At 39.9% G+C, this 12,281-nt stretch carries 11 protein-coding genes; 8 read left to right on the forward strand and 3 right to left on the reverse strand.

Features of this window, described 5'->3' with window-relative positions; all coding sequences use genetic code 11:
* Nucleotides 1–85 precede the first annotated feature (85 nt).
* The 3 genes from AACZ73_RS01950 (at nucleotide 86) to AACZ73_RS01960 (ending at nucleotide 3,908) form a co-directional block, all read left to right on the forward strand.
* Nucleotides 86–649: a TIGR00730 family Rossman fold protein gene (locus AACZ73_RS01950; RefSeq protein WP_339874912.1), complete on the forward strand. Its 564-nt coding sequence runs from the start codon at nucleotides 86–88 to the stop codon at nucleotides 647–649.
* Between the two features lie 154 nt (nucleotides 650–803).
* Nucleotides 804–1,307 carry a hypothetical protein gene (locus AACZ73_RS01955; protein WP_339874914.1) on the forward strand — a complete coding sequence of 168 codons (504 nt, stop codon included), beginning with the start codon at nucleotides 804–806 and terminating at the stop codon, nucleotides 1,305–1,307.
* A 192-nt stretch (nucleotides 1,308–1,499) separates the two neighbouring features.
* Nucleotides 1,500–3,908: an ABC transporter permease gene (locus tag AACZ73_RS01960; protein ID WP_339874915.1), complete on the forward strand. Its 2,409-nt coding sequence runs from the start codon at nucleotides 1,500–1,502 to the stop codon at nucleotides 3,906–3,908.
* 3 nt (nucleotides 3,909–3,911) lie between these two features.
* Here the strand turns inward: AACZ73_RS01960 and AACZ73_RS01965 are convergent, their stop codons facing one another.
* Entirely contained in the window at nucleotides 3,912–4,841 is a 930-nt protein-coding gene (locus AACZ73_RS01965) for a LysR substrate-binding domain-containing protein (RefSeq protein ID WP_339874916.1), read from the reverse strand.
* Between the two features lie 101 nt (nucleotides 4,842–4,942).
* Between AACZ73_RS01965 and AACZ73_RS01970 the strand changes: the two genes are divergently transcribed.
* Together AACZ73_RS01970 and AACZ73_RS01975 are read left to right on the forward strand one after the other, a co-directional pair.
* On the forward strand, nucleotides 4,943–5,500 hold the full coding sequence (locus tag AACZ73_RS01970; protein ID WP_091692568.1) for a peroxiredoxin: 558 nt from the start codon (nucleotides 4,943–4,945) through the stop codon (nucleotides 5,498–5,500).
* Nucleotides 5,501–5,576: 76 nt separating this feature from the next.
* On the forward strand, nucleotides 5,577–6,167 hold the full coding sequence (locus AACZ73_RS01975; protein ID WP_339874920.1) for a carboxymuconolactone decarboxylase family protein: 591 nt from the start codon (nucleotides 5,577–5,579) through the stop codon (nucleotides 6,165–6,167).
* Nucleotides 6,168–6,233: 66 nt separating this feature from the next.
* Here the strand turns inward: AACZ73_RS01975 and AACZ73_RS01980 are convergent, their stop codons facing one another.
* Both AACZ73_RS01980 and gndA read right to left on the reverse strand, forming a co-directional pair.
* Entirely contained in the window at nucleotides 6,234–6,452 is a 219-nt protein-coding gene (locus AACZ73_RS01980; protein WP_339876324.1) for a HepT-like ribonuclease domain-containing protein, read from the reverse strand.
* A gap of 520 nt (nucleotides 6,453–6,972) precedes the next feature.
* Nucleotides 6,973–8,385 carry an NADP-dependent phosphogluconate dehydrogenase gene (gene gndA / locus AACZ73_RS01985; RefSeq protein ID WP_339874922.1) on the reverse strand — a complete coding sequence of 471 codons (1,413 nt, stop codon included), beginning with the start codon at nucleotides 8,383–8,385 and terminating at the stop codon, nucleotides 6,973–6,975.
* 322 nt (nucleotides 8,386–8,707) lie between these two features.
* Here gndA and zwf point away from each other — a divergent pair, with 322 nt between their 5' ends.
* The 3 genes from zwf (at nucleotide 8,708) to AACZ73_RS02000 (ending at nucleotide 12,252) form a co-directional block, all read left to right on the forward strand.
* Nucleotides 8,708–10,234 carry a glucose-6-phosphate dehydrogenase gene (gene zwf, locus AACZ73_RS01990; protein WP_339874924.1) on the forward strand — a complete coding sequence of 509 codons (1,527 nt, stop codon included), beginning with the start codon at nucleotides 8,708–8,710 and terminating at the stop codon, nucleotides 10,232–10,234.
* Between the two features lie 112 nt (nucleotides 10,235–10,346).
* Nucleotides 10,347–11,084 (forward strand): 6-phosphogluconolactonase, encoded by a 738-nt coding sequence (pgl, locus tag AACZ73_RS01995; protein WP_339874925.1) that lies wholly within the window; start codon nucleotides 10,347–10,349, stop codon nucleotides 11,082–11,084.
* A gap of 118 nt (nucleotides 11,085–11,202) precedes the next feature.
* Complete coding sequence (locus tag AACZ73_RS02000; RefSeq protein WP_339874926.1) at nucleotides 11,203–12,252, forward strand: NAD(P)-dependent alcohol dehydrogenase; 1,050 nt, start codon at nucleotides 11,203–11,205, stop codon at nucleotides 12,250–12,252.
* The last annotated feature ends 29 nt before the right edge of the window (nucleotides 12,253–12,281 follow it).

Consider the following 12,281-nt stretch of genomic DNA (forward strand, 5'->3'; position numbering starts at 1 on the left):
TGGTTAAGCTTTTGTAAAACCTTTCCCTTGGCTGTGCATTAAAAATTGAATCACTTAATTTCGAATTTATCTTTTGAAATAACTCATGAAGAAAATTACCATTTATTGTGGCTCGCGAAAAGGAGAAAGTTCTGCCTATGAAGAGGGTGCAAAAGCTTTAGCTCAGGAAATGATCAAGCGAGACCATTCATTAGTATATGGGGCTGGAAGAGTAGGGCTGATGGGAGTGATAGCGGATGAAATGCTCTCTGCCGGAAAAGAAGTGCTGGGCATCATACCCCAAAAACTGGTGGATAGAGAAGTCGCCCATAGAGGCTGCACAGAACTCATCATCGTGGAGACGATGCGTGACAGAAAATGGCTGATGGCAGAGCGTGGTGACGCATTTATCGCCATGCCTGGAGGAATAGGAACATTGGAAGAACTTTTTGAAATCATGACACTTAATCAATTGCATTATATACAAAAACCTCTGGCGCTCTATAATGTAAATGGGTATTTTGATAAATTGATAGCTTTCTTAAATCATGCGATGGAAGAAGGATTTATGTATCCAGAGCAGGAAGAATTATTAATTGTCTCTGAGAATCCTGTGGATTTACTAGATCAAATCGAAGCTTATGAAGCGAGAAGGCCGGCAGATTGGTAGAAATCTTTGTTGTTCGGTGTAATACGCCAGACGCGCTTTCTAAATCTATGCAAACTATATCAGCACCGAATGGATAAAAAAGTATTGCCTTTCATCCGACATAAAATATAATTTAAAACATCATAATAAGATAATTTATTATTTTTGCGAAGCAATGATCCAGAAACTCTTTCCATTAGATAAAAACTACATTCTTCGCCAAGCTCAATCTATGCTTGAAGAAGAGTTGCTTGATCGGATGGTTTTTGAATTGAAGCGCTCTTATACTTCCCTGTATAATCCACTTCAATTGATGGATACAACTTACGCACAGATTCTTGACACTTTTGATTTTCCGCGTGATCGTGTACGATTAATCTACCGCCAGCTGTGTGGCATTTATCGCTATAAGCATGGGGATAATCAACTGGAAATGCTTTTTGACGGAAGAACTCATTTGGAAAAATTCCAGGAGGATTGGTGTGCAGCTTTTTTGGTATATGTAGGCGAGCTGGGTTGCTATGAGCAATACGTGAAAACTATGCTTAGAATGACTATACTTTTTGATACCGAGTCTCGTGCCGAATGGGCAGAAAATCATTGCAAGGCATTTATTAATCAACATTTCGAATGCAAAGTGGTAAAGCGACAAGGTGAGCTTCACCTGAAGGTCGGCTAAGGTTGATCATTTTTATATTATTACTAATAATACCTCGTTCGATTTCTCTAATTTATTTTTTGTCCGTGAGTGGACAAAGGATTTCATGTACGAACGTCGACTCTTTGAAAATCCTTGATTTGACGCAATTGACATAGATTTCACTTGGCTTTCTGTTTGCAAAACTATAGATCCAACTAGTCTGCAAGTCATATGATCATCAACAATTACTTTAAAACTGCCCTCAGAATTCTCCGGCGTGAGAAAAGCAATTCTATTATAAACATAGCAGGTCTCACGCTTGGGATTACGGGCAGCTTACTGTTATTTATGCTTGTAGAGAACGGTTCTAGTTTTGATAGTTATCATAAAAACAAAGACAGAATTTTCCGGGTAGTCACTTCAGAAAAGACAAGCAACGGAGAATCTTTTACGCAGGGCATCCCTCCGATACTAGTCAGCGCATTAGAGGATGATTTTGAATCGCAGGTAGAAGTGGCCACATTCACCTCTTATCGCCGTAATTCAATCATCGGGTTTTCAAAACCTGATGGCTCGTTCACCAAAGTAAATGAGCCAACAGGCGTAGCGTACGCAGAACCCTCGTTTTTTGAGATTTTTGACAGAGAATTTTTGATTGGGAATCCTTCCAGTATAGAAAGTCCAAATACTGCCTTGATTTCTATAGATTGGGCTAAGAAATATTTCCAGAATGAAGACCCGATTGGTGAAGTAATAAAGTATGAAGATGAACTCTATAAAATTAGTGGAGTAATCGAAGACTACCCTTCAAAGACTGATTTGCCTTTTGACTTAATGCTTTCCTATGCGACAATTAAACAACAAAAAGAAGCGAGCGAATGGGGAGGAATTTCTGATACAGACAACTGCTACTTTTTACTAAAGGAAAATGCTTCAGTTGGAAATCTGGAAGCACAACTGCCCGGATTTACTGATAAATACTACGGTGAAAAGGATAATACAGGATTTGGCAAGAGTTTCATTATCCAGCCACTCAATACACTTCACAGCGATATGAGATTTGGCAATTACAATACTAAAATGCCATTCATTGCCAAAATCACTTTCATTGTGATTGGGTTAGTCCTCCTTGTAAGTTGCTGTATCAATTTTATAAACTTAACCACGGCTGCCGCTGTAAAACGAAGCAAGGAAATCGGAATCAGAAAAATCCTTGGAAGCTCAAGATCCCAGCTAGTTTTCCAACTGCTGAGTGAAACATTCTTAGTCACACTTATCGCAACCGGAATCTCTTTACTTCTAGGAGATTTTCTACTGAAATTTATCAATCCTTACCTAGGACTAAATATTTCACTTCATCTATCTTCCCGTCTTACAGTTTGGCTTTACCTGTTTGGAGTGATGATTATCGTCACCATACTTTCAGGTTTGTATCCCGCGTGGATAATTTCTTCAGGCAAAGGAGGAAAAGTCTACTCTTCAAATATCCCTGAAAGAAAGACAGGTTTTTCCGTCCGAAGTTCATTGGTGGTAGTCCAGTTTTTCATTTCCCAGTTTTTTATCATCGCCACATTAGCCATGTATTCCCAATTTCAATACATGCAAAATATAGATCTCGGTTTTCAGAAGGATGCGATAGTAACGTTACCAATTCCAGTGAATGAGCAAGTGGATACCGTCCAAAATCAAAGTGTAATGCGAACGCTCAAAAGCGAATTGCAGCGATTATCCGGTATTTCAATGGTGAGTCTAAACAATGCTCCACCATCATCAAGTGGCGTTCTGGGCACCAGTTTCACTTTGCCGGGAAGCGATGATCCTATTAGTACCCAAATCAAGGAAGTAGATGGCGATTACATAGACCTATTTGAGTTAGAGTTACTGGCCGGAACTGGACTTTCTGATATGGATACTATGTCTGGCTTTGTGGTGAATGAGACTTTAGCGAAAGCTGCAGGATACGAGGATTACAGCAACTTAGTAGGTGAGCAAATTGACCTCTGGGGAAATCTGCTTCCGGTAAAAGGAGTGGTAAAAGATTTCAGCACCACTTCACTTTCCAAACCTATGGAGCCAGTGATCTTACTCAACAACCTGAGCGGATTTCACAGTATTTCACTCAAAATAGAAGGAAATGCTTTTGAGCAGAACCTTGCTCAGATCCAGGAAAAATGGGAGTCCGCCTATCCAGAATACATTTTCAGTTATAGTTTTTTAGACGATCAGGTGTACAATCTGTATAACGGTGAAAGAAAAACATCCACTACACTTGCTTTGTTCTCATCAATAGCAATTTTCATCGGCTGCCTCGGCTTATATGGCTTGGTAACTTTTATGGCAAATAACAAAACGAAAGAAGTTGGCATCCGAAAAGTGCTGGGTGCATCTTCAGAAAGCATTGTGATGCTATTCTCCAAAGAGTTTTTGAAGCTGATTCTTTTCGGCTTCGTACTGGCGGTGCCGATAGCTTGGTTTGTGATGAATATGGTGTTAAAAGAATTTGCCTACCAGATTTCCCTCGGGCCAATTCTATTTCTTGCAGGGCTTGGGATCACATTTATCATTGCATTTATCACGGTTGGATTTAGATCATTCAGCGCGGCTGTGGCAAATCCTGTGGATTCACTCAGATCAGAATGAGCGTCATCTCCATTTTACTTTAATGTAATTGTCAATTTTCTGAAATCTTTCAGGAATTGATTTGAGAATACTTGCACGCAACACTTCGATCAAAGCTTCCTTGGTGAAGCTACTTTGAACGACCAGACTGATTTCACGCACAGGCTCCGGAGAGTCAAATCTTCGGATCCTTTCGTTTCCAATTTCTGAAAGTACTGCCATCTCAGGTACAAGTGTGTAACCTACTCCTTTGTCCACCAGCCGAATCAAGGATTCGATAGAACCACTTTGATATTCAAATCCAAAGTTATTTCTGGTCCTTTCGCTTTCACAGATTGCCAATGTCTGTTCCCGAAAGCAGTGTCCTTCGTCCAACACCAGCATTTGGTTAGGGTCTAAAACTGCAGGAATTATGTGCCATTTTTTGGTTAAAGGATGATTTTCGGGCAAATAGAGAAGAAAAGGCTCATTGAACAGTGATATCTCCCGAATGGATTTCTCTTCAACAGGAGTCACTAAGATTCCGATATCCAATGTTCCTTTCTGAAGTTCAGAGATGATTTCCATGGTTTGAAGTTCCCTAATCTTCAATTTCGTCTTGGGATTGGCCCGTACAAATTCAGGCAAAAACATCGAAAGTAAGTACGGAGCAATAGTGGGAATCACTCCAATTGTAAATGTTCCCTCCAAAGATTCTTTCTCATCTAGGACAAATTCATTTAAATCGGCAACTTCACGAAGAATTTGCCGGGCCTTGAGCAGGATTTGTTCACCTGCCAACGTGGGTTTTACTGGCTTCGAGTCACGATCGAAAATTCTGACTCCTATCTCATCCTCCAGCTTTTTTATCTGTGTAGTTAAGTTTGGCTGTGAAACATGGCAGCTTTCTGCAGCTTTCACAAAATGTCTATGATTATCTAAGGCTACGATATACTCCAATTGATACAGTGTCATATAATTCAAAGTTATAAAGACATAAGAAATATTAATTTGATTAATGAAAATTACATGGACAACTTTGTATAACAATTTTGAAAACTAAATCTTACAATTTTATGAGCAGCAGAATGCTTGGCTTGGGTGCTGAATTCCCAGCTTTCGAAAAAACCGCCGTAGTTTCAAGAGAAAAAGGACAAGAATTCCAGACGATCAGCAACAATATCCACACTGCCGATGGCAAATGGATGGTGATGTTCTGGTGGCCAAAGGATTTTACTTTTGTTTGCCCAACTGAAATCGCTGAATTCAACAAGAATGCAGGTGAATTTGCAGACAGAGATGCAGTATTGGTAGGAGCTTCTACTGATTCTGAATTCGTTCACTTGGCTTGGAGAAACAACCACGAAGATCTTCGTGACCTTAAATTCCCAATGCTTGCAGATACTTCTAAGTCACTTGCAGAAGAACTTGGTATCCTTGAGGCAAACGAGAAAATCGCTTACAGAGCTACTTTTATCATCGATCCTCAGGGAATCGTTCGTTGGGTTTCTGCTTACGATCTTTCAGTAGGAAGAAATGTTGAAGAAGTATTGAGAGTGCTTGACGCGCTTCAGACTGACGAGCTTTGCCCATGTAACTGGGAAAAAGGAGAAGCTACTTTGAATCTGAATTAATTCAGATTTAAAATTATCTGTATCAAAGGAGGTCTTATGATCTCCTTTGCTTGTTTTCAAACCTAAACCTAACACCATGGAAGTACTAAATGTAAATCAATCCGTAGCCGAGCTTTTGGAAGTGGTAGGATTGAATGAAGAATTTACCAATGAATCTTTGAGAAATCTGGGCGACGCTGATTCCAGATATGTGAAAGATTTGAAACTTAACTTTAAGACAATTCTTAAAGGTGATAAGCTAAACCAAAAAGAAGTGGCTTTAATGGGCTTGGCTCTAGCTGCTAATGCGGCTAACAACCCCCTTCAAGTGTTTTTTAGAAAATTGGCAGAGCAAAACGAAGCAACTGTAGCCGAAATCGGCGAAGCTGTAGCTTGTGCTTCTTTGCTGAGCAGCAATAATGTGTTGTACAGATTCCGCCACTTCGTGGAAAAGGAAAAGTACGGTCAAATTCCAGCCAGACTTCGCATGAATATTATGATGAATCCTGTGTTAGGAAAAGAGTTCTTCGAATTGATTTCAACGGCAGTTTCTGCTGTGAATGGCTGCCAAATGTGCGTGGCTTCCCACGAGAATCACCTGATCGAATTGGGAACAAGCGAGGAAAGAATCTTTGAATCTATCCGTATGGCTTCTGTCATCACGAGCTTGGTAAAAGTGATCTATTAAGAATTATAGTCCGGTATATAAATGCAAAAACCTCCTGAGCGATCGGGAGGTTTTTTGATTATTAACTCATAATTCTAATAACCTATTAATTTCATTTTTGAGTTTGGGTAAGTGATTGATCAGAATCGACCAGATATTTTCATCCGAGATATTGTCATAAGCATGAATGATCTGATTTCTAAGTCCAATAATTGATTTTGCATTTTTGACTCTGTCTTCAAAAGAAGGCTCTCTTTTTAGAATACGATTTAATGCTTCGCCAATTATTTCAAGGTGCCTCTCTATAGCTCATTTTCGCATAGAGTTTTTCTTATAGTCAAAAAAGTTTTTTTCCTCAAATGGGAAATAGCTCTCTATTTCCTTTATTCAAAAATGGATATCATAAAGCCATTTCTCGATTCGCTCATCCATAAATATGCTGCTTATGTCGGTCTATCGACCTAATTAATACAGGATTTTTGAGTGTCTGTTCTTCGACCAAATCTACTTTTCGCTTAAGTAGCTTTTCTAATTTATTTTTAAGAGCCTGATAATTGTCAAAATAATTGAACAAGTCAATCTTTTGGAAGGACACTAGTAAATCAACGTCACTTTTGGAATTAAACGAATCAGATGCTATTGATCCGAAAACATAGAGTTTATCAACTTTATGGCTAACGCATAGTTGAATGATCTTCTCAATATTGGCTTGGATAATTCCCATCCTTAAAAATACGAAATACTCTGAAAACAAAAGCTCGTCATAAATTATGACGAGCTTTTGCCTTCTTAAATTCTGAATACTAAGACTGTGTACTACAAACTACTATTTCCCCCACTCCGTATGGAAGATCCCCTCACGATCAGTTCGCTCATAAGTGTGTGATCCAAAATGATCACGCTGTGCTTGGATCAAGTTTAAAGGAAGTTTTGTAGAGGTATAGGCATCAAAGTAACTTAATGCAGAAGAAAGTCCCGGAACAGGAATTCCATTTGTCGCAGCAAAAGCAACTACTTCACGAACTGCTGGCAAAGTACCTTGTACTTTAGGAACGAAAGACGGTGAAAGCAACAAGTTTGGAATGGAGTTATCCGCAGTATAAGCTTCTGCGATATCAGCCAACAATCCTGCACGTATGATACAGCCTGCTCTCCAGATCTTCGCAATAGTGGACATGTCCAGGTCGTAACCATAGTCTTTGGAAGCATACATCAACTGATGTAAGCCTTGTGCATAAGCGATGATAAAAGAAAAGTATAAGGCTTGCTCTGCTTGAGCGATTAAATCCTCTTTCTTGATGTGAGCTACTTCTGGTCTGCTATACAATTCGTCCGCTTGAACTCGCTCGTCTTTCAAAGCAGAAATTTCACGCATACTTACCGCCATATCAATTGTTGGAACCGGAATACCTAGATCCATCGCATTCTGAGAAGTCCATTTACCAGTTCCCTTTTGCTTAGCTTTATCCAGAATCATATCTACCAGATCCGCTGAAGTCAACTCATCCTTTTGGGTGAAGATCTCTGCCGTGATTTCTACCAAAAATGACTGTAAACGGCCTTTATTCCATGTGTCGTAAACTTGGTGAAGTTCCTCATTACTTAGATCACATGATTTTTTCAACAAATCATAAATCTCAGAAGTCAGCTGCATCATGGCGTACTCAATGCCATTATGAACCATCTTCACATAGTTACCTGCTGATTTTGGACCTAGGTAAGCGACACAAGGTTCTCCTTTATATTTCGCAGATACAGCTTCGAAAATTGGTTTCACATGTTCGTAAGCTTCCTTATCACCTCCCGGCATGATGCTCGGGCCTTTTCTTGCTCCTTCTGCTCCACCGGAGACACCTGATCCGAAAAAGTGAATTCCTCTATCTTTTAAGTACGCCTCTCTTCTATCTGTATCAGTAAAAAATGAGTTGCCGCCATCAATAATGATATCGCCCTCGTCCAAAAGTGGAAGAATATTTTCTATCGCATGATCTACTATTTTTCCAGCCGGGACAAGAAGCATAATTTTTCTTGGCTTAGCCAAAGCCTGAATAAACGTATTGACATCAGTTGTTGCATTCACGTTTTTCATTTCCCCAGCTTCTACCTTCAATGCCTTCACCTGAGCCTCACTCAAATCATATCCATAAGCGCTGAAATTATTGTCAGCGACATTAAGAATAAAATTGCGGCCCATCACTCCAAGGCCTATCAGTCCAAAATCATATGATGTATTTTCCATAATTAATGTTTTTGTATCAATCACTTGAGCATGATTCCGGCGGCTCCTTGATATGTTTAAGCTAAATAAGCCTTATTTTTGAGAATCACAGGGCAAAAATAGTTATACCCTTGACCTTTGATGATTTTATCAGAAACTATTTGGCAAAATATTTCATTGTCAATAAAATCAAGGATTTTCTAAATAGTTTTTAAGGTTTTCTAAGCTCTTAGGCTTTTTATCATAAAGATCTGAAAACCATAAAATTGAATAAACTATAAATAATAAGGAGAACTCAGCCACTCCAGCTTATTTCTCGAAATAATAGACAGACCATAACCCCATGAAAAAAACACAAAACCAGATGCTAATCATTTTTGGTGCATCAGGTGATCTAACAGCCAGAAAATTGGTTCCTGCACTTTATAATTTATACAAGGGCAACCATTTACCAGAGAATTTTGTGGTATTAGGAGCTAGTAGAAGTACTATGACTGACGAAGAATTTCGTAACAAAGTAGTTCAGGAAAGTGACTTTTTGAAGGATAAAATAAGTAAGGAGGACAAAGACTTTATCTCTTCCTTCGCTGACAAAATGTTTTACGAAGATTTGGGAGAAAATTACGACAGTAACTACAGTGCCTTGGCCAAGCGGATCGAAAAACTTAATACGGAAAAAGGTTGCGATGAAAATTATATATTTTACCTCTCCACGCCTCCCAGCTTATATGAGATAATAGCCAAAAATCTTTGCGAAGCAGATTTAACTAGAGAGGAAAATGGCTGGAAGCGCATTATTGTGGAGAAGCCATTTGGTTATAGTTTGGCTACCGCCCAAGAATTGAATGCTGGTTTGCATAAGTATTTCAACGAACCTCAGGTCTATAGAATAGATCATTATTTAGGTAAGGAAACTGTTCAAAACCTGCTGGTAACCCGGTTTTCAAATTCTCTTTTCGAGCCTACTTGGAACCGCAGATACATTCACCATGTGGAAATCACCAATGCAGAAACTGTGGGTGTGGAAAAACGCGGAGGTTATTACGATAAGTCCGGCGCCCTTCGCGACATGTTCCAAAGTCATTTACTTCAGGTCGTATCACTTATCGTGATGGAGCCACCGATCAATTCGAGTGCGGAAGAGATCCGCGATGAGAAAGTCAAAGCCTTGAAGTCACTTCGCGTAATGACAAGTGCTGAAGAACTGTCTAAACACACCATGAAAGGCCAATATGTTGCGTCTACCATCGATGGCAAAAAAGTGAAAGGATATAGAGAAGAGGAAGGAGTTGATCCTGATTCTAAAACTGAAACTTTTGCAGCAGTTAAGTTCTTTGTGGATAATTGGCGCTGGAAAGATGTCCCATTCTACGTCCGTACGGCTAAGTACATGCCGACAAAAGTGACTGAGGTCGTGATCCACTTTAAGTCACCAGCGCACGAGGTTTTCAAAAGCCAGGATGCTTATAAGAAGGATAATAAAATAATTATCCGCATTCAGCCTGATGAAGGAATCCTGATCAAGTTTGGAGTGAAAGTTCCTGGGCTGGGCTTCCAAGTAGAGCAGGCAAATATGGATTTTTATTATTCGGATCTTGATTCAGCAGAGATCATGGATGCTTATGAGAGATTGCTATTGGATGCCATGCAGGGAGATGCGACGCTTTATGCTCGTGCGGATGAGGTGGAAGCTGCCTGGAAATTTGTTGATCCAATTCTGAAATATTGGGAAAATGAGGACGTACCTACCTTTGGCTATGCAGCTGGAACCTGGGGACCTCGAAATTCTGATGAACTATTTGAAGGTCACTTCGGCTGGAGAAATCCCGGTAATCGCCTTACTGACGAAACAGGTTTCTGTATTTTGTGAAAAACCGTAGAGATAGCAAGTAAAAGGCTGAGAGCTTATGCGAAGATTTAGTACTGAATTACATGAGTAATTTACCACTTGCATATCCTTGTAATTGTAAAAACAAAATTCAATGAAACTAAAAATATCTGATTCCAAAGAGCAAGTTGCGAAGGAGTTTTCTGAATACTTTAAAGAAATAGCAACTGGAGATAAAAGTATCCATGTCGCACTTTCCGGAGGCAGCACGCCGAAAATCGTATTCGATTACATGGCCGCTCACTTTGGAAATGAAATTGACTGGTCCAAAATCAAGTTTTATTGGGGCGATGAACGCTGTGTGCCGCCAACTGACTCTGAAAGTAACTACAAAATGACGGTGGATCACCTACTGTCAAAAATTGAAATTTCTTCATTCAATATTTTCAGGGTATTGGGAGAAAATGACCCCGAAGGTGAAGCGGAGCGTTATAGCCAAGTCTTGGATACTGAGTTGCCTAAATTGAATGAAATACCTCAGTTTGATCTTGTTATGCTTGGAATGGGCGATGATGGTCATACGGTTTCTATTTTCCCAGATTCCATATCACTATGGGACGCTAGCGAAAACTGCGTGGTAGCCACACATCCCGATTCTGGCCAAAAGCGTGTGACGATTACAGGAAAAATCGTAAACAACGCTAAAGCAGTAGCATTTTTGGTAACTGGCGCAGGCAAAGCCCAGAAAGTGCAGGAAATCATCAAAAAGGAAAATGACTTTGCTTTATACCCAGCAAATTTGGTACAGCCATCTCACGGTGAGCTGATTTGGTTTATGGATAAAGATGCGGCGAAAGGAATTAGCCAGAATCCCAGTAGCACTATATTGTGATGTGATAGTAAAGTTGTAAGACAGTCACCATTTCTGCCTTGAATAATTCCGGTTTTAAAACTTAATACGAGTTCAGTGGGTTGTTGATTTAAATAAAACCATTAATCAACATTTTTATATGAGTCAAGTAAAAGCATACGCAGCTAAAAAAGCTGACCAACCGCTAGTTCCTTTTGATCTGGAAAGAAGAACTCCAGGAGCTACAGATGTAGAAATTGAAATACTGTATTGCGGAGTTTGTCACTCAGATATTCACACTGCCCGAAATGAATGGGGCGGAACAATGTATCCGGTAGTACCAGGTCATGAAATTGTAGGAAAAGTCTCGGCTGTTGGCTCAGAAGTAACCAAATATAAAGTTGGAGATACTGTTGGCGTGGGTTGTTTCGTAGATTCCTGCGGTCATTGTACTAATTGTGCTGAGGATCTGGAGCAATACTGTGAAAACGGCAATTCCCAAACTTATAACTCATTGCTTCAAGACAAAAAAACCGTCACGTACGGAGGATATTCTACTCATATTGTAGTAACTGAGAAGTTTGTTTTGAGCGTATCAGACAAATTACCTCTTGAAGCTGTCGCACCACTTCTTTGTGCTGGGATTACTACTTATTCTCCTTTGAAGCATTGGAAGGTGAAAGAAGGCGACAAAGTAGCTGTTGTAGGACTTGGAGGATTAGGCCATATGGCAGTTAAAATCGCAGCTGCAATGGGAGCTGAAGTCACCATGCTGAGCAGATCTCCAGAGAAAGAAAAAGACGCAGATGCACTTGGTGCGCACCACTTTGAGCTGACCACTGATCCGGAAAACATGAAAAGGATGGCAAGTTCCTTCGACTTGATTATCGATACAGTTTCGGGCCAGCATGATTATAACTCGTATCTGGGCTTATTGAAAACGGACGGCACAATGGTACTTCTAGGTGTTCCGCCTGAGATGGAGCAAATCCACGCTGGATCCCTGATTTTTGGAAGAAGAAGTCTGGTAGGATCTCTAGTTGGCGGGATAAAAGAAACTCAGGAAATGCTGGATTTCTGTGCTGAGCATGATATCGTTTCAGATGTAGAAGTAATCTCCATTGATAAGATTAATGAAGCGTATGAACGAACCGTCGCGGGTGATGTTCATTACAGATTTGTAATCGATATGGCTTCGTTGAAAAATTGATAAAAAGTCAGAAATCAATAAAGCGGCTG

Origin of the sequence: uncultured Algoriphagus sp. (assembly GCF_963974835.1) — a bacterium.
Taxonomy (GTDB): Bacteria; Bacteroidota; Bacteroidia; order Cytophagales; family Cyclobacteriaceae; genus Algoriphagus.